General features: G+C 68.4%; 25 protein-coding genes. 13 read left to right on the top strand and 12 right to left on the bottom strand.

The window, feature by feature from the left end; all coding sequences use genetic code 11:
* Window positions 1-5: 5 nt before the first annotated feature.
* From ACWF99_RS17100 to ACWF99_RS17090, 3 genes are all read right to left on the bottom strand, one after another.
* On the bottom strand, window positions 6-1,370 hold the full coding sequence (locus ACWF99_RS17100; RefSeq protein ID WP_378638276.1) for a lytic transglycosylase domain-containing protein: 1,365 nt from the start codon (window positions 1,368-1,370) through the stop codon (window positions 6-8).
* 111 nt (window positions 1,371-1,481) lie between these two features.
* Window positions 1,482-2,072, bottom strand: coding sequence for a DUF1003 domain-containing protein (locus ACWF99_RS17095; RefSeq protein ID WP_378638278.1), 591 nt, complete (start codon window positions 2,070-2,072; stop codon window positions 1,482-1,484).
* Window positions 2,069-3,367: a magnesium transporter MgtE N-terminal domain-containing protein gene (locus ACWF99_RS17090; protein ID WP_378638280.1), complete on the bottom strand. Its 1,299-nt coding sequence runs from the start codon at window positions 3,365-3,367 to the stop codon at window positions 2,069-2,071. The genes ACWF99_RS17095 and ACWF99_RS17090 overlap by 4 nt, the downstream gene beginning before the upstream one ends.
* A gap of 52 nt (window positions 3,368-3,419) precedes the next feature.
* Here ACWF99_RS17090 and ACWF99_RS17085 point away from each other — a divergent pair, with 52 nt between their 5' ends.
* From ACWF99_RS17085 to ACWF99_RS17075, 3 genes are all read left to right on the top strand, one after another.
* Window positions 3,420-4,349, top strand: coding sequence for an HpcH/HpaI aldolase/citrate lyase family protein (locus tag ACWF99_RS17085; protein ID WP_378993388.1), 930 nt, complete (start codon window positions 3,420-3,422; stop codon window positions 4,347-4,349).
* A 66-nt stretch (window positions 4,350-4,415) separates the two neighbouring features.
* Entirely contained in the window at window positions 4,416-4,910 is a 495-nt protein-coding gene (locus ACWF99_RS17080) for a general stress protein (RefSeq protein ID WP_056813349.1), read from the top strand.
* Between the two features lie 4 nt (window positions 4,911-4,914).
* Complete coding sequence (locus tag ACWF99_RS17075) at window positions 4,915-5,496, top strand: suppressor of fused domain protein (protein ID WP_378638282.1); 582 nt, start codon at window positions 4,915-4,917, stop codon at window positions 5,494-5,496.
* Here ACWF99_RS17075 and ACWF99_RS17070 read toward each other — a convergent pair.
* Window positions 5,493-6,581: a magnesium and cobalt transport protein CorA gene (locus tag ACWF99_RS17070; protein WP_378638445.1), complete on the bottom strand. Its 1,089-nt coding sequence runs from the start codon at window positions 6,579-6,581 to the stop codon at window positions 5,493-5,495. The two genes, ACWF99_RS17075 and ACWF99_RS17070, sit on opposite strands and share 4 nt — an antisense overlap.
* A 67-nt stretch (window positions 6,582-6,648) precedes the next feature.
* Between ACWF99_RS17070 and ACWF99_RS17065 the strand changes: the two genes are divergently transcribed.
* The 5 genes from ACWF99_RS17065 to ACWF99_RS17045 all read left to right on the top strand — a co-directional run bounded on the left by ACWF99_RS17065 (window position 6,649) and on the right by ACWF99_RS17045 (window position 11,299).
* Window positions 6,649-7,503: a PHP domain-containing protein gene (locus ACWF99_RS17065; protein ID WP_378638284.1), complete on the top strand. Its 855-nt coding sequence runs from the start codon at window positions 6,649-6,651 to the stop codon at window positions 7,501-7,503.
* Window positions 7,500-7,766: a hypothetical protein gene (locus ACWF99_RS17060; protein ID WP_378638286.1), complete on the top strand. Its 267-nt coding sequence runs from the start codon at window positions 7,500-7,502 to the stop codon at window positions 7,764-7,766. Before ACWF99_RS17065 ends, ACWF99_RS17060 begins: the two co-directional genes overlap by 4 nt.
* Window positions 7,767-7,817: 51 nt before the next feature.
* Window positions 7,818-9,374: an FAD-binding protein gene (locus ACWF99_RS17055; protein ID WP_378652256.1), complete on the top strand. Its 1,557-nt coding sequence runs from the start codon at window positions 7,818-7,820 to the stop codon at window positions 9,372-9,374.
* 424 nt (window positions 9,375-9,798) lie between these two features.
* Window positions 9,799-11,019, top strand: a complete 1,221-nt coding sequence (locus ACWF99_RS17050) for an NAD(P)-dependent malic enzyme (protein ID WP_378638290.1) — start codon at window positions 9,799-9,801, stop codon at window positions 11,017-11,019.
* Window positions 11,020-11,089: 70 nt separating this feature from the next.
* A complete protein-coding gene (locus tag ACWF99_RS17045) occupies window positions 11,090-11,299 on the top strand; it encodes a ribbon-helix-helix protein, CopG family (RefSeq protein ID WP_452536700.1) in 210 nt (69 codons plus the stop codon).
* On the opposite strand, the gene ACWF99_RS17040 is transcribed toward ACWF99_RS17045, so the two are convergent.
* The 4 genes from ACWF99_RS17040 to ACWF99_RS17025 are packed head-to-tail and all read right to left on the bottom strand — an operon-like array spanning window position 11,282 to window position 14,748.
* Window positions 11,282-11,986 carry an ABC transporter permease gene (locus ACWF99_RS17040; protein ID WP_378638295.1) on the bottom strand — a complete coding sequence of 235 codons (705 nt, stop codon included), beginning with the start codon at window positions 11,984-11,986 and terminating at the stop codon, window positions 11,282-11,284. The genes ACWF99_RS17045 and ACWF99_RS17040 overlap by 18 nt on opposite strands.
* The gene (locus tag ACWF99_RS17035) at window positions 11,983-12,642 is read right to left on the bottom strand and encodes an ABC transporter permease (RefSeq protein ID WP_378638297.1); all 660 of its coding nucleotides are present in this window, start codon (window positions 12,640-12,642) and stop codon (window positions 11,983-11,985) included. The genes ACWF99_RS17040 and ACWF99_RS17035 overlap by 4 nt, the downstream gene beginning before the upstream one ends.
* Entirely contained in the window at window positions 12,639-13,787 is a 1,149-nt protein-coding gene (locus ACWF99_RS17030) for an ABC transporter ATP-binding protein (protein ID WP_452536697.1), read from the bottom strand. Before ACWF99_RS17030 ends, ACWF99_RS17035 begins: the two co-directional genes overlap by 4 nt.
* A 28-nt stretch (window positions 13,788-13,815) precedes the next feature.
* On the bottom strand, window positions 13,816-14,748 hold the full coding sequence (locus ACWF99_RS17025; RefSeq protein ID WP_378638448.1) for an ABC transporter substrate-binding protein: 933 nt from the start codon (window positions 14,746-14,748) through the stop codon (window positions 13,816-13,818).
* Window positions 14,749-14,947: 199 nt separating this feature from the next.
* On the opposite strand from ACWF99_RS17025, the gene ACWF99_RS17020 reads away from it, so the two are divergent.
* The 3 genes from ACWF99_RS17020 (at window position 14,948) to ACWF99_RS17010 (ending at window position 17,903) form a co-directional block, all read left to right on the top strand.
* Window positions 14,948-15,556: a hypothetical protein gene (locus ACWF99_RS17020; RefSeq protein WP_452536695.1), complete on the top strand. Its 609-nt coding sequence runs from the start codon at window positions 14,948-14,950 to the stop codon at window positions 15,554-15,556.
* Window positions 15,557-15,745: 189 nt separating this feature from the next.
* On the top strand, window positions 15,746-16,402 hold the full coding sequence (locus ACWF99_RS17015) for a PadR family transcriptional regulator (RefSeq protein ID WP_452536693.1): 657 nt from the start codon (window positions 15,746-15,748) through the stop codon (window positions 16,400-16,402).
* A gap of 28 nt (window positions 16,403-16,430) precedes the next feature.
* Window positions 16,431-17,903 (top strand): DHA2 family efflux MFS transporter permease subunit, encoded by a 1,473-nt coding sequence (locus ACWF99_RS17010; protein WP_452536691.1) that lies wholly within the window; start codon window positions 16,431-16,433, stop codon window positions 17,901-17,903.
* A 49-nt stretch (window positions 17,904-17,952) separates the two neighbouring features.
* Here ACWF99_RS17010 and ACWF99_RS17005 read toward each other — a convergent pair whose 3' ends face one another.
* Together ACWF99_RS17005 and ACWF99_RS17000 are read right to left on the bottom strand one after the other, a co-directional pair.
* Entirely contained in the window at window positions 17,953-18,576 is a 624-nt protein-coding gene (locus tag ACWF99_RS17005) for a Uma2 family endonuclease (RefSeq protein WP_378638309.1), read from the bottom strand.
* Between the two features lie 84 nt (window positions 18,577-18,660).
* Window positions 18,661-20,265: a molybdopterin-dependent oxidoreductase gene (locus ACWF99_RS17000; RefSeq protein ID WP_452536689.1), complete on the bottom strand. Its 1,605-nt coding sequence runs from the start codon at window positions 20,263-20,265 to the stop codon at window positions 18,661-18,663.
* Window positions 20,266-20,390: 125 nt separating this feature from the next.
* Here ACWF99_RS17000 and ACWF99_RS16995 point away from each other — a divergent pair, with 125 nt between their 5' ends.
* Together ACWF99_RS16995 and ACWF99_RS16990 are read left to right on the top strand one after the other, a co-directional pair.
* Complete coding sequence (locus tag ACWF99_RS16995) at window positions 20,391-20,813, top strand: hypothetical protein (RefSeq protein ID WP_378638315.1); 423 nt, start codon at window positions 20,391-20,393, stop codon at window positions 20,811-20,813.
* An 83-nt stretch (window positions 20,814-20,896) separates the two neighbouring features.
* Entirely contained in the window at window positions 20,897-21,607 is a 711-nt protein-coding gene (locus tag ACWF99_RS16990; protein WP_452536687.1) for a cutinase family protein, read from the top strand.
* Window positions 21,608-21,659: 52 nt separating this feature from the next.
* On the opposite strand, the gene ACWF99_RS16985 is transcribed toward ACWF99_RS16990, so the two are convergent.
* Entirely contained in the window at window positions 21,660-23,456 is a 1,797-nt protein-coding gene (locus ACWF99_RS16985) for an AMP-dependent synthetase/ligase (RefSeq protein WP_378638317.1), read from the bottom strand.
* 92 nt (window positions 23,457-23,548) lie between these two features.
* Window positions 23,549-24,502 (bottom strand): alpha/beta hydrolase, encoded by a 954-nt coding sequence (locus ACWF99_RS16980; protein WP_378638320.1) that lies wholly within the window; start codon window positions 24,500-24,502, stop codon window positions 23,549-23,551.
* Window positions 24,503-24,525 lie beyond the last annotated feature (23 nt).

Here is a 24,525-nt window from a genome sequence, read left to right as displayed (position 1 = left end):
GATTTCTACGGGGCCGGTGCAGGGGCGGGCGGCAGCGGGATGACGATGCCGAACGGCAGCGTGATGCCGGGCTGCTGGGTGGGCGCCACCGGCGCGGGCTCGGCGGGTGCGGGCTCCTCGGCCGGGGCGACACCCGGTTCCGGTGTCTTCTCCGGTGTGGTGGGTGCGGGGGTCTCCGTGGGGGCGACCGCCGCCGGGGTGCACGCGGCGGGCTCGACCACCGGCTGCTCGGGTGCGGCCGGATCCTTCGGCGCCGCAGCGCCGTAGGTCTGCTCGGCGGGCTTGTCGGCGGGCTGCTGCTCGGGTGCGAGCGGGTTCGGCATCTGCGCGGGCAGCGGCTCGCTCACACACGTCTCGGGCGGCGCGACCGGCGCCGGGCAGAAGATCCCGCAGGGGATCGGCGGCAGGCCGGGCAGCGTGATCATCACCTGCGTCGGCGTGGTGACCTTCGGCGTCGCCGGGGTGGGCGTGGTGGTGGACGTGGGGGTGTTGGTCGAGGCCGCCAGCACATTGGGCGCCACCAGCGGACCGCTACCCGGCGGGATGATCTCCGGCGAGATGGCCACCTGACTCGGCGCGCCGCCGGTCCGGTACGCCGCCGACCAGCTCAGCACGTTGGCCGCATAGGACATCGAGTTGTTGTAGCGCAGAACCGCCCGCAGCTCCTGGGCCGCCTCGCGCAGGTTCATGCCACCCGAGCAGAGGTACTTGCCCGCGGCCAGCGCCGCGTCGAAGACATTGTGCGGGTCCGAGGCGCCGTCGCCGTTGCCGTCGGCGGCGTAGTGCGCCCAGGTGCTCGGCAGGAACTGCATGGGGCCGAGGGCTCGCACGAAGCCGCCGTCGGCTTCCTTGATCACCTCGTTGCCGGGCAGGGTGCCGTCGAGGGCGGGGCCGAAGATCGGCGTCGTCGTCGTACCGGCGGGGTCGGTGCGGCCACTGCTGGCGTGCCCGGATTCGATCCGGCCGATGCCCGCGAGCAGGTTCCAGGTGAGCCCGCAGCCCGGCTGCGCGGATTCCATGGCCAGCTCGGCGTTGCGGTAGGCGGCGAGCACGATCTCCGGGATGCCGAGCGCGCCGCTGCCCGTGGGCAGCGAAATGCTTTGCAGCGGAACTGTTCCCGCGAAGGGTGCGGCGGTGTTGGCGTTGAGTGCGCGCAACCGGCGCGGCGCCTCCTGCGCGACCGGCAGCAGGCCGACGATCTCGGACGGATCGGTTTCGGGGGTGTCCTCGGCGGTGCTCGCCGTGGCCGCCAGCAGGGCCTCCGGTGCGGTCGGCGCGGTGCTCGGGTCGCTGGTGTGCACCCCGGACCCGGAGGCGACAAGACCTGCGACTACAAGGGCCGACATCGTTATCGGAGCAGAAATTCGCACGGCCACACCCTTTTCGTCGAAAAGCGGCAGGCCGCAGAGTCCCCCTCCGGCCCACCCGGAACAACGTGATCCAGGTTACCTACCGGTCAGGAAGTTGTTGAGCATTTCCGGTCATGCATCTGGAGCACCAGGCGAAATCGGGGCGGAAGAGGCCGTTTGACCGGAGGTTTTCTTGCGGACTGCTTTTCGCTTTTTGTCCGGCTTCGGCGCGCCGTCGGGCGTGGTGACCGCATCGATGCGGTCGAGCACGTCCTTGATCTCCTCCAGCTCACGCCGCAGGTAGTCGCGGGTGGCGACCTCGCCCACCGCCAGACGCAGTGAGGCGAGTTCGCGGGCGAGGAACTCGGTATCGGCCTTGGTCTGCGCGGCCCGGGTCCGGTCCTCTTCGAGCGAGACCTTGTCCCTGTTGTCCTGACGGTTCTGCGCCAGCAGGATCAGCGGCGCCGCGTAGGCGGCCTGGGTGGAGAAGGCCAGGTTGAGCAAGATGAACGGGTACGGATCCCAGCGCAGCGCCACCGCGAACACATTGATCAGGATCCACACGATCACGATCACCGTCTGGATCGCGAGATAGCGCCCGGTGCCGAGGAACCGGGCCACGCGCTCACTGGCCTGTGCGAAGGCGTCCGAATCCCAGTCGAAGCGGAAGCGCGACCCGACCGGCGTCTCCAAGCGTTGCCGCGCCGGATTCTTCTCACTCATGCCGTACTCCCGCTCGCCTCGACCTGCTGCAGCGCCGGGGGCTCTTCTTCTCGCCAATCCTCGGGCAGCAGATGATCGAGGACGTCGTCGACGGTCACCGCGCCGAGCAGATGGTTCTCCGCGTCGACCACCGGCCCGCACACCAGGTTGTAGGTGGCGAAATAGCGGGTCACCGCCGAGAGCGGCAGGTCGGGGGACAGCGGCGCCAGGTCACTGTCGACGATCCCGCCCACCAGGTGCGCGGGCGGTTCCCGCAGCAGCTGCTGAATGTGTACACAGCCCAGGTAGCGGCCGGTCGGTGTGGCCGTGGGTGGTCGCACGACGAAGGCCATCGAGGCCAGCGCGGGCGTGAGATCGGGGTCGCGGACCCGGGCCAGCGCTTCGGCGACGGTCGTCGCGGGCCCGAGGACGATCGGTTTCGGCGTCATCAGACCGCCCGCCGTGTCGGGGGAGTGCGCGAGCAGTCGGCGCACCGGCTCGGATTCCTCGGGATCCATCAGGGCCAACAGTGATTCGGCTTCGCTCTCGGGCAGTTCGCCGAGCAGGTCGGCGGCGTCGTCGGGGTCCATCGCCTCGAGCACGTCGGCGGCGCGGCGCACCTCGAGGTGGCTGAGCAAGTCGACCTGGTCGTCATCGGGCAGTTCCTGGACCACGTCGGCGAGGCGTTCGTCGTTGAGGGCGATCGCCACCTCGATGCGCCGCTTCTCCGGCAGCTCACGCAATCGATGCGCGACATCGGCCGCGCGCAGTCCCTCGAACTGGGTGAGCAGGGTGGTCACGTCCTGGCCGGGCCGGTCCACTTCGGCGGGGGTGAGCCCGTCGACCTGTGACCACTCCACGACATGCACCGCGCGCCTGCGCCCGATCCGCCGATGTCCGCGCACCGCGACCCGGCTGACGATCCAATCTCTGGTCCTGGTCTGTTCGATACCCAGATCGGCGACCAGCACGTCGACGTCGGCCAGATCCGGCAGGTCCGGGTCGTTCACCCGCACCTGCGAGTCCACGATCTGTGCCATGGCCAGGAGCTCGCCGGCTCGCGGTGCGAAACGGCGCAGGCTCACGGTCCCGGTATTGAGCGTCACCATGCCGGGTTCGATCGCGGTCACCCGCAGTATCGGTACGAAAATTCGCCGCCGGGTGAGCAATTCGACGACGAGCCCGTGTACCCGCGGCGGCTGGCGTGCGTTGCGGACGGCGACGACCACGTCGCGGACCCGGCCGATAGACTCCCCGTCCGGACCCAGCACCGTCAGGCCGGCGAGCCGGGCGACATACACCCTGGTGGTTGCCATGACCATCAGGCTATCGGTCGAGTACGGCCGCTCGAACCAGGAGGCGCTCCTCATGAAGCCACGTCGTTCGGTGCTCGCGGTGCCGGGTAGCAACCCGAAGATGATCGCGAAGGCGAAAACTCTGCCGGTCGACGAGGTGTTCCTCGATCTGGAGGACGCGGTCGCCCCCGGCGCCAAGGCGGCCGCGCGGGCGAATATCGTCGCCGCCCTGAACGAACCGGGCTGGGGTTCGCAGTTGCGCGTGGTGCGGGTGAACGACTGGTCGACCGAATGGACCTTCGCCGATGTGATCAGCGTGGTCGAGGGCGCGGGCAGCTGGCTCGACGCGATCCTGTTGCCCAAGGTCACCGACGCGGGTCAGGTGCAGGCGCTCGATCTGCTGCTCACCCAGGTGGAGAAGGCCAGCGGTCTCGAGGTCGGCCGGATCGGCATCGAACCGCAGATCGAGAACGCGCTGGGCCTGCGCAATATCGACGCCATCGCCACCGCCAGCCCGCGCGTGCAGACGCTGGTGTTCGGGCCCGCCGATTTCATGGCCAGTATCAATATGCGCACGCTGGTGGTGGGCGAGCAGCCGGAAGGCTACGACGTCGGCGACGCCTACCACCACATCCTGATGACCATCCTGCTCGCCGCTCGCGCGCACGGGTTGCAGGCGATCGACGGACCCTACCTGCAAATTCGCGATGTCGACGGTTTCCGCCGGGCCGCTGCCCGCACGGCCGCGCTGGGTTTCGACGGCAAGTGGGTGCTGCATCCCGGCCAGGTGGACGCGGCCAACGAGATCTTCAGTCCACGTCAGGCCGACTACGACCGCGCCGAGTTGATCTTGGAGACCTACGCCTTCCACACCTCCGAGGCCGGTGGCGCGCGTGGCGCTGTCATGTTGGGGGATGAGATGATCGACGAAGCGAGCGCCAAGATGGCTCAGGTTGTCGCCGACAAGGGGCGCGCCGCGGGGATGACGAGAACCGGCGCTTGATCCCCGCGGGGGTGAATGGCGCGTTTCACTGCGGCACAGTCGGTCGACGAATAGCAGAATAGGACTATGACGAATCCCTTGGGCAACTCGAATCGCGGGCGGCAGGCGTTGCCGACGCCGCCGTCGGGCTGGCCGGTCGGCTCGTATCCGACCTACGCGGAGGCGCAGCGCGCGGTCGACTACCTGGCCGACGGGCAGTTCCCGGTGCAGGACGTGACCATCGTCGGTGTCGATCTGATGCAGGTGGAGCGGGTGCTCTACCGGCTCACGTGGGGCAAGGTCATCGGCGGCGGCGTGGTGTCGGGTGCCTGGCTCGGCCTGTTCCTCGGTCTGCTGCTGAGCCTGTTCACGACCACCGGCGGTGCGCTCGGTCCGCTCGTCGTCGGCCTGCTCGGCGGCATCGTCTTCGGCGTCATCACCACGTCGATCCCGTACGCGGCCACCAAGGGCCAGCGCGACTTCGCCTCGACCATGCAGCTGGTCGCGGGCCGTTACGACGTGCTGTGCGATCCGAAGTCCGCCGAACAGGCCCGCGACATGCTTGCCAGATTGGCCCTGTAGCGCGATGGATGTGGAGAACACGGTCCGTGCCGCGGTGCTGGACCACTTCGATGTCGAACGCGCCCAGGTCGATTCGGCGTCGCTGACCTTCCTCGGGCTGGAACCCGTCGAGATCCTGCGTATTCCGGGCGACGGCGCGGTCCACTACGCGACGCTGGGCGGTTCCCGTCATCCGATGGGCGATCCGACCGATCTGCTGGCCGACCCGGTGCGCGGACCACGCGCGGAACTGGTCCTGACGCTGCTGATGAGCGCCGACCCGCAGGTCGGGGTGGCCAAATCCCTCGGTGTGCTGGTCGCCTCGCCCGCCGTGGAAGGCGTTGTGCTGCAGGCCGACGCGCTACTCGATCTCGGAGAACCGCTGTGGCGCAACGCGAAGTTCACCGCGGTCGTGCTCGGTGAGAGCGATATTCCCGCGATCCCGCTGCCGGACCCTGCCGACCCGGTGCGCTACCTCAGCGTCACCCCGGTGACCGCGACCGAGGCCGCCTGGGTGCGTGTGCGCGGCGCCCAAGCGTTGCGCGACGCGTGGGCCGAAGCCGGGATCGACGTGCGTGATCCCGAGCGCGGCGCGGTGAATCTCTAGAGCCAGCCGTTTCGGCGGAAGCTGCGGAACAGCACCGCGCACAGCACTGCCATCACGATCAGCACCACGGGATAGCCCCACACCTGGTGCAGCTCCCACATGTGGTCGAAATTCATGCCGTACACGCCGGCGATCATCGTCGGCACCGCCGCCATCGCGGCATAGGCCGAGATCTTGCGCATGTCGGTGTTCTGCTGAACGCTGATCTTGGCCAGCGCGGCATTGACCAACCCGCTGAGCGCTTCGTCGAAATAACTGATGTGATCGGAGACGCTGGCCTGGTGATCGGCCACGTCGCGCAGATAGCGACGGATCTCGGTCGGCACCGGTAAGTCGGTGTTGTTCACCAGCCGCTCCAGCGGAACCGCCAGCGGCGCGACCGCCCTTCGCAATTCCACCACTTCGCGTTTGAGCTGGTAGATCGAGCCGATGCCGATCTTCGAGGCGGGCGTGAACACCGCCTCCTCCATTTCGTCGATGTCGACGCCGACGGACTCGGTGACATCGACGTAGGTGTCCACGATGTGGTCGGCGACGGCGTGCAACACCGCGGTCGGCCCGTATTTCAGCTGCTCGGGCTGCTTTTCGAGCTCGTGGCGCACCGTGGACAGGTGGGTGTGTTCGCCGTGGCGCACTGTGACGGCGAAGCGCGGCCCGGTGAAGACCATGATGTCGCCGGTCTCCACGATCTCGCTGGTGGAGTCGATGTCGTGTTCGACGTAGCAGACCGTGCTCATCACCAGGAACAGGGTGTCGGCGTAGCGCTCGAGCTTGGGGCGTTGCCTGCCCTGCACCGCGTCCTCCACCGCCAGCGGGTGCAGGTCGAAGATCGAGGCGATGTCGTTCATCTGCCGCTCGTCCGGGTCGTGCAGGCCGATCCAGACGAATCCCGCATCGGTCCGCTCCGCCGCTGTCAGCGCCTGTTGCGGTGTGAAATGTCCCGGCTGCCGCTCGCCGTCGACGTAGACCCCGCAGTCGACGATCGCTCGCGCCGTCGGGACGGGGACCTGAGGTCGCGGTGTTTTCGTCGCGCGATTCGGCCCGTGGAACGACGGCATCGGCGGAAATGAGGGCACCGAGTGGATCCTACGGGCACGGTTCTCGCGTACCCGGGAACGCGCGGGACCCGACACCGCACTGTAAGACTGAGGTGTGCGCATCGACCTGCATACCCATTCCACCGCCTCCGACGGCACCGACACCCCCGCCGAACTGGTGCGGCATGCCGCGGCGGCCGGCCTCGACGTCGTCGCGATCACCGACCACGACACCACCGGTGGCTGGGCGGAGGCCGAGGCTGCCCGCCCCTCGGGACTCACCCTGGTGCGTGGCATGGAGATGTCGTGCACGGGCATGGGGGAGGACGGCTACCCGGTGCCGGTGCACCTGCTGGCGTATCTGTTCGACCCCACCGACCGCGGTTTCGCCGAGGAGCGCGAGCGGTTGCGCGGTGAGCGGGTGGCCAGAGTGCGGGCGATGGCCGAGAAGATGGCGGCCGACGGACTGCCGATCGATCCCGTCGATGTGATGGCGACCGCGGGTCCGGCGGTGGGCAGGCCGCATCTGGCGCAGGCACTGGTCGCGGCGGGCGTGGTCGAGAGCGTGAATGCCGCGTTCGTCGATCTGCTCGCTCCGCACGGGCCCTACTACGCCGAGAAGGCCGACACCCCGCTGCCGAGGGCCGTGCGGCTGATCGCGGCCGCGGGCGGGGTCAGCGTGATCGCCCATGCTCGCGCACGGAAGCGGGGCAGGCTGCTGGCGCTCGACGACATCAGGGAGCTGGCCGGGCTCGGCCTCGGCGGGCTCGAGATCGACCACCCGGATCACAGCGAAGCCGATCGCCTTGTGCTGACCGGGCTTTCGCGAGAACTGGGTCTGGTGCGCACCGGCTCGTCGGACTATCACGGCAGCAACAAGACCATCGAGATCGGCGCGTGTGGCACCGATCCCGATCAGTACGAAGCACTCATCGACAAGGCGAGCGGGACGCCGGTGATCGCCCCGTGACGCTGCTTCGTGCGGTCAGCGGCGTTGTCGCGGGTGGGGTTGTCGTGCTCTTGTGCGTGGTCGTCGGTGCGGCGGTGATCGGCTCGCGCCGCGACTTTCCCGGGCCGGGCGCGGAATCGCTGGCGTGGCATTTCGTGGCCGCGGTCGTGGTGGTCGTCGCGCAGGTCTTCGCCGACCGGCGCCGCGGCATGTCCACCCTGTTCGGGTCCGCGGCGGTCTTGGTCACGGCCGGTGTATTGCTTTGGACACAATGGTGGGGTTGACGGCCGCGTAATGGTTGCGGACGGGTGAACTGTGCCCGAATATTTCTCTTTGTGACCAGCATCGAAACGGATGTCTTGATCCTCGGCGGTGGACCCGCGGGGCTCTGGGCTGCCGTCTCGGCCGCGGCGACGGGCGCGCGGGTGGTGCTGGTCGACAAGAGCCGCTGCGGTTCCAGCGGTCCCACCGTGTACGGCACGACGGTGCTCTGGGATATCCCGCCCGGTCCTGGCCGCGCCGAGGCGGTCGAGAAGATGTTCGTTTCCGGCGGCGGGCTCGGTGATCGGGCCTGGCTGCACCGCGTGGTCGACGAGACCCACCGGCGATTGCAGACCTGGTCGGGGACCCGCCATCGCGTGCCCGATCCGAACGGCGACCCGGCCCACGTGCACTTCGACGGCGCGAGCTACCTGCGCCGGCTGCGGCGCGGGGCGCTCGAGGCGGGCGTGCGCATCCTCGATCATCATCCGGCGCTGCAATTGCTGGTCGATCCGGCGGGCACCGTGGTCGGTGCGGCGGGGGTCCAGCGTCACAACAAGTTTCGGCCGTGGGCCATCCGGGCAGGTGCGGTCGTGGTCGCCACCGGTGGTTGCGCGTTCCTGTCCGGCGGTGCGGGCACCGAGGTGAGTACCGGCGAGGGCCTGCTGATGGCGGCAGAGGCAGGCGCCGAACTGTGCGGGATGGAGTTCTCCAGTGCCTACGGACTGGCGCCGGTGCTGTCGCGAGTACATCCGCATCCGGCGGTCGCGCCCGGGCTGTCGGTGCATTTCGCGGCCCTCTACGACGAAGCGGGCGTCGAACTGCCCGATCAGTACCCGGCGGCGCTCACCGCCATCGCGGACGGCCGGCGGGTGTTCGCGGCGCTGAGCGAGGTGCCCGACACCGTCCGGCACTGGCTGAGCAGGCACGGCGCGGTCGACGGCGCGGGCCGGGTACCCGTGCGAGCGGTACTGGCGGGAACTATCCGTGGCGCGGGCGGGCTGGCCCTCGCCGATACCGATTGCTCGACGACGATCCGCGGCCTGTTCGGTGCCGGCGATGTGACCGGCCGGCAGCTCGTCACCGGGGCGGCGAGCGCCCGCGGCGGCCTCAACGGCGCCTGGGCGCTGGCCTCGGGCACCTGGGCGGGGCAGGGCGCCGCCGCGTTCGCGGTCGCCAACGAAAGGGCGAGCAGTGCGCGTCCGGTGCCGGGCGCCGGCCTCGGGCCGCACGCCCACATCGACCCACGGTCGGTGATCGGCCTGGTGCAGGAGCACACGCTGCCGCTGCGCCGCAGCTACCGGCGCAGCGCGGGCAGCCTCGGCGACAGCATCGCCGAACTGGACGCGATGTGGCCCGGCGCCCAGTTCGAATTGGGCGGCCTCGGGGTGGGGCAGCTGCGGGCACGCCAGGCGGCCGCGCTGCTCGCCGTCGCCCGGTGGGCGGGCTACAGCGCGCTCGTGCGTACCGAGAGTCGTGGTATCCACCGTCGCATCGACCACCCCGCCGCGCACTCGGACTGGCTGGTCCGGCTGCGCTGCGGTGGGCTCGACGACGTGTGGGTGCGCCGGGAGGAATGGCCGGAGCCGCTCGGTGGCGAGCTCACCGCGGCCACCCCCGCCACGGTGTGAAAGTTCACCGGATGTTCCCGCTGCGCTGCGAGTTTTCGCTTACGCCACGGCAATTCGACACGGCTACGCTCGACACATGACGCGGTTTGGCAATCAACGCATCGTGCTGGCAGAATGTTGCGGATTCCCTTCCCTTGCCACCGCCGGGTTCGGGGAAACATGGTGACCTTCCGCCGTGCGACGCACCGTCGCAGCGTTGGTCGACCCGTTTTGCTCGCCCGGACACACCCGTCCGGTTCCGCTCGGCGGATCAGTGCCGCGCCACGTGTACCGGTTGCCACCGCGAAACGCGTGCGGACGCGCACCCGATGAGCGTGTAAGCGATCCAGCGTCGTAGCGATCCGGCGCCCCAGAAATTAGTAGTTCCGATATACCCGGCGGTAACCGTCCCCCGGTTGAGCCCGACTCGAGCAGGAGTGAAATCGTGTCACCTGTGACTGACGCACCGAATGCCACCGCGGCGCCCAAGGCCGATGACGCAGCGAGCCTCGCTGCGATCACCCAGGAGGAGATCTTCGCGGGTCACCTCGGTGGAAAGCTGTCTGTCGAGCTCAGCGCCCCCCTCGAGACCCAGCGCGACCTGTCCATCGCCTACACCCCCGGTGTCGCCCAGGTCAGCCGCGCCATCGCCGAGGACCCCGCGCTCACCAAGACCTACACCTGGACCGACCGGCTCGTGGTCGTGGTCAGCGACGGCACCGCCGTGCTCGGCCTCGGCGACATCGGCCCGCGCGCCTCGCTGCCCGTGATGGAGGGCAAGGCCGCGCTGTTCAAGAAGTTCGCCGGCCTGAACTCGATCCCGCTGGTGCTCGACACCACCGATCCCGACGAGATCGTCCAGACGCTGATCCACCTGCGTCCGAGCTTCGGCGCGGTGAACCTGGAAGACATCTCCGCCCCGCGCTGCTTCGAGATCGAGCGTCGCGTCATCGAGGCGCTGGACTGCCCGGTCATGCACGACGACCAGCACGGCACCGCCATCGTGGTGCTGGCCGCCCTCAAGGGTGCGGCCGCGGTGCAGGGCCGTGACATGTCCGGGCTGAAGGTTGTCGTCTCCGGCGCCGGTGCGGCCGGTGTGGCATGCGCGAACATCCTGATCGCCGCCGGCGTCCCCGATGTGGTCGTGCTCGACTCGAAGGGCATCGTCAGCACCGGTCGCGACGGCCTCAACGGTGTGAAGGCCGACCTGGCCGCCCGCTCCAACCCGCGCGGCCTGACCGGTGGCCCGGCCGACGCGCTCGCCGGCGCCGATGTGTTCCTCGGCCTGTCCGCGGGCACCATCCCCGAAGAGCTCATCGCCTCGATGGCGCCGGAGGCGATCGTGTTCGCCATGTCCAACCCGGACCCCGAGATCCACCCCGACGTGGCCGCCAAGTACGTGGCGATCGTAGCGACGGGCCGCAGCGACTTCCCGAACCAGATCAACAATGTGCTCGCCTTCCCCGGCGTGTTCAAGGGTGCGCTCGACGCCGGTGCCCGCCGGATCACCGAGGGCATGAAGGTCGCCGCCGCGAACGCCATCTTCGGCGTCGTCGCCGACGAGCTCGCCGTCGACAAGATCATCCCGAGCCCGCTCGATCCGCGCGTGGCTCCGGCAGTGGCCGAGGCCGTCGCCGAAGCAGCGCGCGCCGAGGGCGTCGCCTAGTTTCTCCCGGACAGCGCCCCCGTTCCCACCGGAACGGGGGCGCTGTCGCGTTGTCTGGGATCATCGAACGATGACCACCATCACCGTGCAGCTTCCCGACGAGGTCGCCGAACAGCTCGCGGAGGCCGCGGCGGCCGCGGGCGTCTCGGTGAATGTGGCGATGGTGCAGGCAGCGCAGGAGTGGATTCACGCCAACGCTCAGCGTTCCCGGGAACGTGCCAGGATGCAGCAGGTGCTGGCCGACGACCCGCACCTGCGGGCGCTACTCGGCGACGACTGAGATCCGGGGGTCGGCCCCCGCGCGGGTGAGCCTGCCGGTGCCCGGGGTGCTCGCCCACACCGCCACCGCGAGCAGTCCGTCGAGCACCAGTGCCAGCACCGCGACCAGCAGCGCGCCCACCAGTACGAGGTCGTATCGGTAGAGCCCGATGCCGTCGAAGATGTAGCGGCCGAGCCCGCCCAGGTTGACATAGGCCGCGATGGTCGCGGTGGCGACGACTTGCAGAGTGGCGCCGCGCAACCCGCCGAGCAGCACCGGCATCGCGTTGGGCACCTCGACCCGGAACAGGATCTGGCGCTCGGTCATCCCCATCGCCCGCGAGGCGTCGACCACGTCGGCGGGCACATTCGCGATTCCCGCGTAGGCCCCCGCCAGCAGCGGTGGGATGCCGACGGTGATCAGCGCCAGCAGCGGCGGGATCAGCCCGAGCCCGAGTCCGAGCACCAGAAAGGTGAGCAGTCCCAGTGTCGGCAGCGCCCGCATGGCATTGGCGAAGCCGACCATCACGGCACTGCCGCGGCGCGTGTGCCCGATGATCGACCCGAGCGGCACCGCGATCACCGCCGACAGCGCCACCGCGAGGAAGCTGTACCACAGGTGTTGCAGCAGGCGATGTTCGATGCCGGTGGGTCCGCCCCAGTTGGCGCTGTCGCTCAGATAGTTCCAGGCTTCGACGAAGAGGTTCACGAGCGTGCCCCTGTCACGCGCGCGTCCGCCCTGGTCCACGGGGTTGCGAGGGTGCCGAGCAGGAACACCAGCCGATCGAAGATCAGCGCGAGCACCAGGGTCACGATGATGCCCGCGACGATCTGGTCGGGGTAATCGCGCTGGTAGCCCTGGGTGAACAGCTTCCCGAGCCCGCCGACTCCGATCAGCGCGCCGACCGACACCATCGCGATATTGGTGACCACGACGACGCGCAGAGAAGCGGTGAAAACCGGTAGTGCCAACGGCATGTCGACGGTGACGGTGCGCCGCAGCCGGCCGAACCCGATCGCGTCGGCGGCATCGATCACGCTGTCGGGCACCGTATCCAGTGCCATCGGCACCGCGATCAGCAGCAGCGCGGTCGAATACACGGTGAGCGCGATGATCACGTTGAGCGGGTCGATCATCGAGATGCCGACCAGTGGCGGAATGATCACGAACAGCGCGAGCGACGGGATGGTGTAGGCCAGGCTCGACGTCGTGGTGGTGATCCGCCGGGCCCAGCGGCTTCCGTGCACCAGCGCGCCGACCGGGACCGCGATCACCAGACCGAGCAGCAGGGGGACAAGTGCCAGCACCAGGTGGGTGCGGGTGATCGCCATGATGTCGGCGAAGTTGTCGATCAGGTATCTCACGAGGTGCCCTGGGTGAAGAACTCCTGATTACGTTCGGAGTCTTCGGCTACCCGCTGTTCGGCGAGTTGGGTCAGCACATCGGTGGCGAGCAGCCCGCCGCGCACGGCGCCCGACTCGTCGACGGCGACGCCGATTCCCGAAGGCGAGGAGATCGCCGCGTCCAGGGCTTGCCGGAGGTCGCCGGTCGGGGTGAACAGGGAACCGCCCGCGGAAACACTGGAGTCCAACGGTTTTCCGGCCCGTACCCGTTCTACGCCGGTGACGTCGATCCAGCCGCCCGGCTTGCCGAGCTCGTCGACGACGAGTGCCCATTCGCCCTGGGTGAGCCGCAATCCGGCGATGCCGTCCGGCTCGATCATCCGAATCGGCGCCAGCGCAACAGCTTCGGCGCTGCGGAACGACAGTCCGCGATACCCGCGATCCCTGCCGACGAACCCGGCGACGAAATCCGTCGCGGGCTGGGCCAAGACACGTTCCGGCGTGTCGTACTGCTGGAGCACCCCGCCGAGCCCGAACACCGCGATCTTGTCGCCGAGCGTGATCGCCTCGTCGATGTCGTGGGTGACGAACACGATCGTCTTGTGCAATTCGGACTGCAGCCGCCGCATCTCCGATTGCAGTTCCGCGCGCACCACCGGGTCGACCGCACTGAACGGCTCGTCCATCAACAGCACCGGCGGGTCGGCGGCCAGCGCTCGCGCCACCCCGACTCGCTGCTGCTGGCCGCCAGACAGTTGCGCCGGATACCGTTCGGCCAGATCGCGATCCAGCCCGACCCGGTCCATCACCTCCAGTGCGGCCGCGCGGGCGGCCTTGCGTGACTGCCCGAGCAGCATCGGCACGGTCGCCACGTTGTCGATCACCCTGCGGTTGGGCAGCAGCCCGCCGCTCTGGATCACATAGCCGATACCGAGGCGCAGTTTCACCGGGTCGACTGTCGCGATGTCGCGTCCGTCGACGGTGATGGTGCCCGCGCTGGGGTCGACCATGCGATTGATCATGCGCATCGAGGTGGTCTTGCCGCAGCCGGACGGCCCGACGAACACGGTGAACGATCCCGAGTCGATGTGCAGGTTCAGATCGCGGACCGCGTGTGTGCCGTTCGGATAGGTCTTGTCGATACCGCGGAATTCGATGTCGGACAATGAGATTCTCCTCGAGGCGCGGGGTCGCCTAGCCGATGGGGGAGTTCAGCCCCTGGGCGGTGATCCAGGCGAGCGCGGCGGCCTTCGGTTCGATCTTGCTGTCGCCGGAGACGGCCGTGTTCAGCGAGATCAGTTCGGTGGTGGTGAGCTTGGCCGAGACCGCGTCGAGCACGGCGACGGCCTTGTCGGACTTCTTCGCGGCGTTGAACAGCGGGACCACGTTCTGCGCGGCGAAATTGTGCTTCGGATCGGCCAGCACGACCAGGTCGTTCTGCGCGATCGCCGGCGACGTGGTGAAGATGTCGGCCGCGGTGACCTGGCCGTCGACCAGTGCGCGCACCGTCGCGGGGCCGCCGCCGTCGGCGATCGGCACGAAATTGGCGTCGGTGATGTCGAGGCCGTAGTTCTTCTTCAAGCCCGGCAGTCCGCCCGGGCGCTGGGCGAATTCGGCCATCCCGCCGAACTTCACCTCGGCCGAGTGCGGCGCGAGGTCGGCGATGGACTTCAAGTTCCACTTGTCGGCCGTGGCGCGGGTGACGACCACCGCGTCGGAGTCCTCGCCGGGGGCCGGTGTCGCGATGGCGAGGTCGTCGCCGAGTGCGGTGGTGAGCGCGGCGTTCACCTCGGGCGCGGCGGTGGCCGTGGCGTCTTTGTCGAGGTATTGCAGCAGGTTGCCGGTGTATTCGGGGATGAGCGAGATCGCGCACTGGCGCAGCGCGGGGATGTAGGCCTCGCGCGAGCCGATGTCGAACTTGGTGTCGACCTTGAAGCCGTTGATCCGCAGCACCTCGGTGTAGATGTTGGCGACGGTCTCGGACTCGGGGAAGTTGGCCGACCCGATGATCAACGCGTCGCTGGTGCAATCACCCTTGGCGGCAAGGGGATCGTTGTTGCCGCAGGCGGAGGCGATCATGGCGGCGGCCAGCGCCACCGCGGCAACCAGTACCCGGCCCGCTCGCATCGCGAGGCGGCGTGCCGGTCGACGTTGTCCTGGCGATGAGGAGGCGAAGTCGGTTTTCACTGGTGTCCTTCCGGCAAAGGCGGGCAGTGCGCTGTGCGTGCGACCCGGGGGCCACAGGTACATTCTGGTAGTTCATACTGCCCGCCGTCGGGCCGAATTGCGCGGGTTGACGGCAAATACGGAAAGTTGGTGTCGCCGGATGTACTCGGTCGCTGTGCGTCGAACCGCCGCCGCGATCCTGGCCGCAGCCTGCGCTTTCACCACGATTTCCTGCGCCTCCGACGACCCCGCCCCGGTGGTTGTGGTGGGTGGGAATTCGACGACGGAATCGGTTCTGCTCGCCGAGATCTATTCCCAAGCACTGGACCGCGCGGGCGCCGATTCCACCGTCATGACCGGATCGAGCACCCCCCTCGCCGATCTCGACGCGGGCCGCATCGCCGTCCTCCCCGCCCGCAACGGTGCCCTCGTGGATCTCTGGAACCCGGCCTCGCCCGCCCGCACGCCCGACGAGGTGGTCGCCGCGGTCAACTCGGCTCTGCCCCAGGGTATTTCGGTCTCCGACGCCGCGGACGGCACCGACCTGCGTCCCCGCGCGCAGAGCGGAGCGCCCGAGGGCGCCGCCCGCACCCAGAGCATCGTCGCCCTCTACCGCAGCGGCATCTTCGACCGCCAACAGCTGAAGAAGCTCAACTACGTAGCAGGCGAACTGACCACCGATGAGCTGGTCGATCTGATCCACGACATCGAAACCGGCACCCGCCCCGCCGACGCCGCCCGCTCCTGGCTCGACGCCCACAGCCTCTAGCGCCACTGCGCCTTATCGTCAGGCACCCCCAACAACCTTCCGAACTCTGTCATCACGGCAGGCAGTGTCGGCGGCTCTGTCGCGCCCTTGCCAGGCTATGTTCCGCTCCGTATATTCCTACTGGAATATTTGGTGTGGACTATAGTGCTGAGTGGAGGTGGCGGGGTGGGGCAGCCCGGGCGGAATGTGATGACGCCGTTGGCTATCGCGGTGCTCGGGTTGCTCGACGAGCGGCCGATGCATCCGTACGAGATGTATCAACTGCTGATCGCTCGGCGGGAGGATCTGCTGGTCAAGGTGCGGCCCGGGTCGCTGTATCACGTGGTGGCCCGGCTGGCCGACGACGAGATGGTGGCGGCGGAGGGGATCGGCCGGGCCGGGAACCGGCCCGAGCGGACCACCTATCGGATCACCGATTCCGGGCGGACCGCGCTGCGGGGGCGGATCGCTGACCTGCTGCGGACACCGGTGCAGGAATACCCGATCTTCCGGGTGGCGTTGGCCGAAGCACACACCCTTCCGCAAGAACAGGTCGTCGCCTTGCTCGACGAGCGCGTGGAGTACCTGACCCAGTCGCGGGCCGACATGGACGTGCTGCTCGACTGGACGCGCAGCCGTGCCATCCCGCGCCGCTATTTCGTTGTCCTGGAATACATTCGCGCCACCATCCACGCCGAGCTCGTGTGGATCGAAGATTTCGCCGCCGAACTCGGCAGCGGTGCCGTGCTGTGGGAGCAGTACGACCCCGGCACCGGCGAACGGATCACCGACGATCACATCCACGAATGGCCGAGTGGGGATTCCCCCGACGCCGCGCCCCGGCCCCGCTGGGCCGCCCGAAGCTGAATCCCTCTCCTCGATTGGAACGAATTCGATGACCACCCAACGCAATCCGTGGCTAGCGCTCTTCGCGCTGGTGGTCGGGTTCTTCATGATCCTGCTGGACATGACGATCGTCGCGGTCGCCAATCCGGCCATCATGACCGACCTCAGCACCGACATCTCCAACGTCATCTGGGTCACCAGCGCCTACCTGCTCACCTACGCGGTGCCGCTGCTGGTCACCGGTCGGCTCGGTGACAAGTTCGGGCCGAAGAACATCTACCTGATCGGCCTCGCGATCTTCACCGGCGCCTCGCTGTGGTGCGGCCTGTCCGGCAGCATCGGCATGCTGATCGCCGCGCGCGCCGCCCAAGGCATCGGTGCCGCGCTGATGACGCCGCAGACGATGGCCGTGATCACCCGCACCTTCGCGCCGGACAAGCGCGGCGCCGCGATGGGCCTGTGGGGTGGCGTCGCGGGGCTGGCGACGCTGATCGGCCCCATCCTCGGTGGCGTGCTGGTCGACAACCTCGGCTGGGAATGGATCTTCTTCGTCAACGTGCCGGTCGGCATCATCGCGTTCGGCCTGGCCGTGTGGCTGGTGCCCGCGCTGCCGACCAGCGACCACAAGTTCGACATCGTCGGTGTGATTCTCAGCGGAGTCGGCATGCTCGCCCTGGTTTTCGGTATCCAGGAGGGCAATTCGCAGGACTGGTCGTTGCGGATCTGGCTGCTGATCGGCTTCGGCGTGGTGATGCTGGTGGTGTTCGTGATCAACCAGGCGCGCAACAAGGGCGAACCGCTGGTGCCGCTGAGCCTGTTCCGGGACCGCAATTTCGCGCTGTCGAACCTGGCGATCGCCGCGATGGGCGCCGCGATCACCTCGATGATGGTGCCCTCGTACTTCTACCTGCAGGCGGTGCGCGAGATGTCGCCGACCATGTCGGCGCTGGTCTTCGCGCCGATGGCGATCATCACCGGTGTCACCGCGCCGTTCATCGGCAAGGTGTCGGACAAGCTGCCGCCCCGGCTGCTGCCGACGATCGGATTCGTGCTGTTCGCCGGTTCGGTGGCGTCGTTCGGCGCGCTCATGAGCCCGGATTCGTCGCTCGTCTGGTTCCTGCTCGCCGCAGCCGTCGCGGGCTTGGCCAACGCCTGCATCTGGGCTCCGCTCGCCACGACCGCCACCCACAACCTGCCGGTCACCCAGGCGGGTGCGGGCGCCGGCATCTACAACACCACCCGCCAGGTCGGCTCGGTGCTCGGTAGCGCGGCGATCAGCGCCCTGATCGCCGCCCGCCTGACCGCCAACGGCCTCGGCGGTGGCGGCCCGGTCGGCGAGGGCGCGGCCACCGGCCCACTCCCGCCGCAGATCATCGACGAATTCAGCACCGCGCTGGCCCAGTCGATGATCCTGCCCGCCGCCATCCTGGTGATCGGCGTCGTCGCCTCGGCGCTGTTCGTGGGCCACGGCAAGTCCGCCGGAAAGGCGCCCGATCGGGAGAAAGCCGACGCTGCGGCCTGATCGCGGAGTGAGCCTGCTCGTCGCGTGCCATAGGCGACGGGCAGCGGGCTCACAGCACCAAGTTGCTCAACTGCTTCCAGTCGATCTGGCAGCGGAGCGGCGCCTCGACGGTTGATTCGCCATCCGACGGTCGCAGCTCGAGATGCGGGATGTACTGACCGAGTACGTGATCGAGGACGAAGATCTTGATCATGCTGACACTGTTGTCGGCGACCCATACCAGCCAATACCACGGAATTCCCGCCAGCGCGTACTCGGTCTTCTTGTCGGCGATGTCGACCATTTCGGTGCCCGGCGAGATCACTTCGATCGCAATCTTCAGCAGCGATGCGGGGAGGGGCCGCAGCTCGTTCGGAGCGCAGTCGAACAGCGCGACATCGGGGCGCCGGATAGTGGCGCGCGGAAATTCCCACAGCACCACGTCGAAGTCCGTATCGACGTCCAAACAGCCGCCGTACTGGTTGACGTGGGCGAGCGCCGCCGCTTCCACGAGATCGGCCAGCCGCCGCGCGGCCTTCTGGTGCGCACGGTTCGGTGATTCAGCACGCACGATGTCACCGTTGACCACCTCGACCTGGCGGCAGTAGTCCTCCGGTAGCTTGCGCCAGATCTCCAGGGTCACCGGCTCCGGCTGCAAGTTATCGCTGGTCGCCCAGTCGAAGATGGCGGACACGTGCGCTCCTAGGTTGTGCTGATTTGTGCACGAATACGCACCATCTTGCCAGCAACTCGCCGCATCTTCTTGCACGTTCCCGCTTTACTGCACCTGGATGGTGAGGGCGGGGTAGCCGGTGGCGCCATCGGGGACGACGTCTTGTTCGACGGCGGTCTGGGGCTGACCTGTGGTGTCGGTAGTGCGGGCGCGCAGGGTGTGCTGGCCGGGGGTGGCTTCCCAGTCGTAGGTCCACTGACGCCAGGTGTCGACGGTGACCTCGGTGGACAGGCGGGCGGGGCGCCAGTCGCCGTTGTCGACCTGCACCTCGACGCCGGTGACACCGCGATGCTGGGCCCACGCGACACCGGCGATCACGGTGCGGCCCTGCGGGATTCGGCCGCGCCCGCGTGGGGTGTCGATGCGGGTGCCGGTTTTGATCGGGCCCTGCGCCGACCAGCCGCGCCGGGTCCAGTAGGCGGTCGCCCGGTCGAAGCGGGTGACCTCGAGTTCGGTGACCCACTTGGTGGCGGAGACGTACCCGTAGAGGCCGGGGACGACGAGGCGAGCGGGGTAGCCGTGCTGGACCGGGAGGGGTTCGCCGTTCATGCCGATGGCGAGGAGGGCGTCGCGGCCGTCCATGAGGACCGAGAGGGGTGAACCCGCGGTCCAGCCGTCCTTGCTGTGCGACAGCACCATGTCGGCGTCGGGGTGCGGTCGTGCTTCGGCGAGGAGTTCGTCGAGGCGATAGCCGAGCCAGCGGGCGTTGCCGATCAGGTCGCCGTTGATCGGGTTGGAGACGCACGCCAGGGTGACCAGGCGCTCCACCGGGGTGCGGCGAAGGAGGTCGTCCCAGGTGAGAGTGATTTCCTGGTCGACCATCCCGTGGATGCGCAGGGACCAGGAGTCTGTGGACACCTGGGGAACGATCAGCGCGGTGTCGATCCGGTAGAAGTCGCTGTTCGGGGTGATGTACGAGGTGAGTCCGGGCATCCGGAGATCGGCATCCGGTGGAAGATCGGGCAACGGTGCTGTCGCCCTGGGCAATTCGACCGTCTCGCGCTCGGCCGTCACATCGTGGCGAGCGCCGCCGAGCAGCCGGCCCGCCAGGCCGGCGCCGAGAGCGAGCACCCCGGTCGCCGCGATGCCACCGAGCACGCGCCGCCGCCCGGCTCCTGCGATCGACGCGCCGGTGCGGATCAGGCTTTCCTCGCCGCCTACGTCCGGCGCCGCGGTGGCCTCGCCGAGTGGTGGCGCAGCGGGTTCCGTCGCCGGTCGCAGCGAATCGGATGCGTCATCGATCCGCCGGGTCAGTTTTCGCAACGCGAGAATTCCAGCGGCGGTACCGATCAGCGCGGGCAGCGCACCGGCGAACCCACCGACTCTCCCGGCGCCGATGACAGCGGCGACCACGCCGAAAATCGCGAACACTACCGATCCGATCGGTCGAGCCGCTCGCTCGAGATATCCGGCGATCGCCGCGACCGCCACCGCGACAACGCCCATGCACGCGAACAGCACGGCCTTGTCGCTGGTTCCGAACGTCGAGATCGCCCATTCCCTGACCCCGTCGGGGGTGTGGTCGACCACCGTCGCGCCGAGTGCGTACGCGGGTGCGCTCCCGGACCCGGTGAACACCGCGACCAACTCCGCCACACCGAGTACCAGTGCCGCGGCCACGATCCCGGCTATCGCCCGCAAGAACGCCATGCACAGAGCGTACGTCGCGGCCGGATCGCCCCGGTGACCGATTTGTGACGGCCGAACACCTCCCACGGATCGGCCATCAAAACTACACTGTGTAGTAGAAACGATCCCGCTCGGCAGGAGACATGATGACCGAGACAGCACCGGACTCGACACTGCGCGCCACGACGGCGGTCTTCGCCGTCGCCCTCCTGGTCCACGGCGCCGACCACTTACGCCGCGGCATGGACGCCACCTCATCGCTGGTGAACGCCCTCGGCACCCTGCAGATCCTCTTCGCCCTGTTCACGGTGTTCCTGGTGTTCCGCAGGCACCCGGCAGCCCCACGCGCCGCGGTGTTCATCGGCTTCGCGAGCGCGATCGGTTTCACGATCGTGCACCTGCTCCCGGACTGGTTCGGTCCGCTCAGTGACAGCTTCATCAACGCGCCTGCCGCCTCCGGCGTCACCGGATTCTCCTGGTTCGCCGCACTATTCGAGATTTCGGCGGATCTGGCGATCGGCATCGCGGGTCTGCGGGTGCTGCGGTCCAGGGAGTTGAGTGTGGCCTGAACGTCGGGGCCGTCGCTCACCCGGCGGCGAATCCGGCCGAGTCGAGGCGATGGTGAACGGTCGCGGTCGGTAGTCTGCGCGGAATGACAGCACGTTCCTTTTCGCGATTCGTGTCTGCAGTCTTCTTGGCAGCCGCGATTCCCCTGGTATCGCCCACCCATTCCGCTACCGCCGAGCCCTGTTCCGATGTCGAGGTGGTGTTCGCTCGCGGGACCGCCGAGCAGGGTGGCGAACTCGGCCTGACCGGTATTTCCTTCGTCGAAGCGCTGCGCGCGAACGCGGGCGGACGCTCGGTCGGCTCCTACGGCGTCGACTACCCGGCCAGCAGCGACTTCGCCGACCGGCTGGCCTTCGCGCGCACCGTCGTGCAGGGCATCGGTGATGCTCAGCGACGGGTCGAATACCTCGCGGCGAACTGCCCGGGCGCTCGCATCGTCCTCGGCGGATACTCCCAAGGCGCGGCGCTGGCCGGTTTCGCGACCGGTGTCGGTGTGCCGGAGGGGGTGCTGCCGGAGTACGAGATGTATCTGCCGGAGCCGATGGCGCCCGAGGTGGCAGAGCACGTCGCGGCGGTCGCGCTGTTCGGCAAACCGTCGGATCGGTTCATGGCCGACGCGGACGCACCGGCGGTCTCGGTCGGCGCGCTCTACAAGAACAAGACCATCGAGCTGTGTATCCCCTCGGACAACATCTGCGACGGTTCCCCGCTCGCCCAGCCCAACGTCTCGCACACCCTCTACGGCATCAACGGAATGACCGTCACCGCGGCACAATTCGCGGCGCAACGGTTCTGAACAGCCGAAAGGCCGGTTGCGCGAACGCAACCGGCCTTTCGTGCGCGTGGGATCAGGAGTAGATCTTGTCTACTTCGCCCGCGTACTGCTTCATGACGACGGCGCGCTTGAGCGACATCTTCGGGGTGAGCTCGCCACCCTCCTGGGTCCAGTCGACCGGGAGGATACGGATCTTCTTGATCGCCTCGGCCTTGGAGACCTTCTTGTTGGTCTCGTCGATCGCGGCCTGCACCTCGGCGACCAGCGCCGGGTTCTCGATCAGGGTCTCGATCGCGGTGTCGGCGGCGACGCCGTTGCGATCCTTCCAGCCCGGCAGGGCCTCCGGGTCGAGCGTGATGAGCGCGCCGATGAAGGGCTGGCCGTCACCGACGACCATGACCTGGCTGATCAGCGGGTGCGCGCGCAGGGAGTCCTCGAGGATCGCGGGGGAGACGTTCTTGCCGCCCGCGGTGACCAGGATTTCCTTCTTGCGGCCGGTGATGGTGACGAAGCCGTCGGCGTCGATGGCGCCCAGGTCGCCGGTCTTGAACCAGCCGTCCTCGAACGCCTCCTCGGTGGCCTCGGCGTTGCCCCAATAACCGTCGAACACGACCGAGCCCTTGAGCAGCAGCTCGCCGTCTTCGGCGATCTTGGCCGCGTGGCCCTGGATCGGGCGACCGACCGAGCCGACCCGGATGAACGCGGGCGTGTTCACGGTGAACGCGGCGGTGGTCTCGGTCAGGCCGTAGCCCTCGTAGATCGTCACGCCGGCGCCGCGGAAGAAGTGGCCGAGGCGCGCGCCCAGCGGGCCGCCACCGGAGACAGCGGCCAGGCACTGGCCACCGAGGGCCGCGCGCAGCTTGCTGTAGACCAGCTTGTCGAAGACGAAGTGCTTGAGCTTGAGCAGCAGGTCGGGGCCGCCCTTGGTCTCGAGCGCCGTGCTGTAGGCGATGGCGGTCTCCGCGGCGGCGTCGAAGATCTTGCCCTTGCCGCCGTCGTGCGCCTTCTGCTTGGCGGAGTTGAAGACCTTCTCGAACACGCGCGGCACCGAGAGGATGAAGTCCGGCTTGAAGTCGCCGAACTGCTCGACCAGGGTGGTCCAGTCCGAGCTGTGGCGGATGGTCACCTTGGAATCGAAGGCGATCAGCGCGACGGCGCGGGCGAACACGTGCGCCAGCGGCAGGAACAGCAGGGTCTTCTGGCCCTCGGAGACGAACGCGCTGAGCTCGATGCCGCCCGAACGCGATTCCGCCCACAGGTTCGCGTGGGTCAGCTGGACGCCCTTGGGGCGGCCGGTGGTGCCCGAGGTGTAGATCAGGGTCGCGGGGGAGGCCGCGCCGACCTGCTTGCGACGCTCGTGCACGACGGAGTCGTCCAGCTCGGCACCGCGCTCGGTGAGCGTGTCGATGGCGCCCTTGTCGATCTGCAGGGTCTCGGCCAGCGCGGGCAGCGAACCGGCTTCGATCTCGTCGATCGTGGCGCGGTGCTTGTCGTTCTCGACGACCAGCAGCTTGGTCTCGGAATCCTGCAGGATCCACTTGGCCTGCTCGGCGGCCGAGCTGTCGTAGATCGCGACGGTCACGCCACCGGCGGCCCAGATCGCGAAGTCCAGCAGCGTCCACTCGTAGCGGGTGGCCGCCATGATCGCGACGCGGTCGCCCAGCTCGATGCCGGCGGCGATCAGGCCCTTGGCCACGCCGAGGACGGCCTTCTCGAACTGTGCCGCCGTGACGTCATTCCAGCCGCCGCTGCCGTTCGGGACGTTGAACAAAACCGTGTTCGGCGTCTCCTGCGCGAAGCGGAAGACGTTGTCGGAATTGTTCGCATCGTCCGGGATGGTGTAGGAAGCCGGAACTTCGAACTCTCGCATCTGTGCCCTTCCAGTGGGTTCTACTCGCCAGTAATCTACGACACGTTGGGGCGGGTCGCGATATCGCCGCCCGAATTGCCCGTCACCAGGCTTTATCGTAAATCGTCTATCGATACCGGCTGAATTGCTTCTCGCAGGAATTCCGCGAGTTCGCTGAGAGCCAGCGCTGCCTCGGTGACCAGCGCGGCTTGCAGTTGCGCGACGTGCCAGAGGCCGCGGGTTTCGGTGAAGCGGACGTGCACGCCCGCTCCACGCAGGGCTGAGACGAGCTTGCGACACTGGTTGTGCAGGAGTTCGCTCACATCGACCTGCACGTAGGTGGGCGGCAGGCCGATCAGGTTGCCCGACAGCGGGGCGTATCCCGCTTCGGTCGCGGCGGCGTCGCCGAGATAGTGGGCGGCGCACGCTCGCGACCACGTTCGGTTGATCACCAGGTCGCGATCCTTGCTCGGTACCTCGGTGGGGTCCACCCATGGCGCGATGAGGCCGAGTGCGGCGGGGGTCATCTGATGCTTTTCGATCAGCCGCTGGGCCAGTGCCATCGCCAGGCCGCCGCCTGCCGAGTCGCCGGCCACACAGATCTGTTCGGGTCGGTAGCCGACGTTGCCGACCAGGTCGAGGAACGCGGCCTCGGCGTCGTCGAGTCCGGCCGGGAACGGGTGCTCCGGCGCCAGTCGGTAGTCCAGCGAGTACACCGCGCACGCTGTCTCGCGGGCGAGCCCGGCCACCAGCGAACGGTGTGTGGCGATGGAACCGACCACGTAGCCGCCGCCGTGCAGGTACAAGATCGCGCCCGCGGCACGTTCGGGCGGTACCGCCCGGGTACGCGAACCCGGAATGGCGGTTTCGGCGATCACGCGTTCGGCGGGGCGCCCACCCAGCTGCAGGTGCTGCACGACCGAACCGTCGGGCACCAACTGCAGCCGGGAGACCGCGTCGAGCAGAACGCGCTGCACCGCGACCGGTAGCCGCGCGTTGAGGGTCACCCGGAACACCGGGTCGAGCAACGCACGGGCGATCGGCAGCGGAATCTTGAACTCGCGCATGGAGTTTCCTCGGATCTAGCGGA

The organism is Nocardia sp. NPDC055002 (genome assembly GCF_053608825.1).
Note: the sequence above shows the minus strand (reverse complement) of the source record. Positions and strands in the feature narration are given on the sequence as shown.

Bases quoted from the DNA above. Each gene is read 5' to 3' on its own strand.
- ACWF99_RS17095 (WP_378638278.1), bottom strand. From the start codon at position 2,072: ATGAGTGAGAAGAATCCGGCGCGGCAACGCTTGGAGACGCCGGTCGGG.
- ACWF99_RS17090 (WP_378638280.1), bottom strand. From the start codon at position 3,367: ATGGCAACCACCAGGGTGTATGTCGCCCGGCTCGCCGGCCTGACGGTG.
- ACWF99_RS17085 (WP_378993388.1), top strand. From the start codon at position 3,420: ATGAAGCCACGTCGTTCGGTGCTCGCGGTGCCGGGTAGCAACCCGAAG.
- ACWF99_RS17080 (WP_056813349.1), top strand. From the start codon at position 4,416: ATGACGAATCCCTTGGGCAACTCGAATCGCGGGCGGCAGGCGTTGCCG.
- ACWF99_RS17075 (WP_378638282.1), top strand. From the start codon at position 4,915: ATGGATGTGGAGAACACGGTCCGTGCCGCGGTGCTGGACCACTTCGAT.
- ACWF99_RS17045 (WP_452536700.1), top strand. From the start codon at position 11,090: ATGACCACCATCACCGTGCAGCTTCCCGACGAGGTCGCCGAACAGCTC.
- ACWF99_RS17025 (WP_378638448.1), bottom strand. From the start codon at position 14,748: ATGCGAGCGGGCCGGGTACTGGTTGCCGCGGTGGCGCTGGCCGCCGCC.
- ACWF99_RS17020 (WP_452536695.1), top strand. From the start codon at position 14,948: ATGTACTCGGTCGCTGTGCGTCGAACCGCCGCCGCGATCCTGGCCGCA.
- ACWF99_RS17015 (WP_452536693.1), top strand. From the start codon at position 15,746: ATGACGCCGTTGGCTATCGCGGTGCTCGGGTTGCTCGACGAGCGGCCG.
- ACWF99_RS17010 (WP_452536691.1), top strand. From the start codon at position 16,431: ATGACCACCCAACGCAATCCGTGGCTAGCGCTCTTCGCGCTGGTGGTC.
- ACWF99_RS17000 (WP_452536689.1), bottom strand. From the start codon at position 20,265: ATGGCGTTCTTGCGGGCGATAGCCGGGATCGTGGCCGCGGCACTGGTA.
- ACWF99_RS16995 (WP_378638315.1), top strand. From the start codon at position 20,391: ATGACCGAGACAGCACCGGACTCGACACTGCGCGCCACGACGGCGGTC.
- ACWF99_RS16990 (WP_452536687.1), top strand. From the start codon at position 20,897: ATGACAGCACGTTCCTTTTCGCGATTCGTGTCTGCAGTCTTCTTGGCA.
- ACWF99_RS16985 (WP_378638317.1), bottom strand. From the start codon at position 23,456: ATGCGAGAGTTCGAAGTTCCGGCTTCCTACACCATCCCGGACGATGCG.
- ACWF99_RS16980 (WP_378638320.1), bottom strand. From the start codon at position 24,502: ATGCGCGAGTTCAAGATTCCGCTGCCGATCGCCCGTGCGTTGCTCGAC.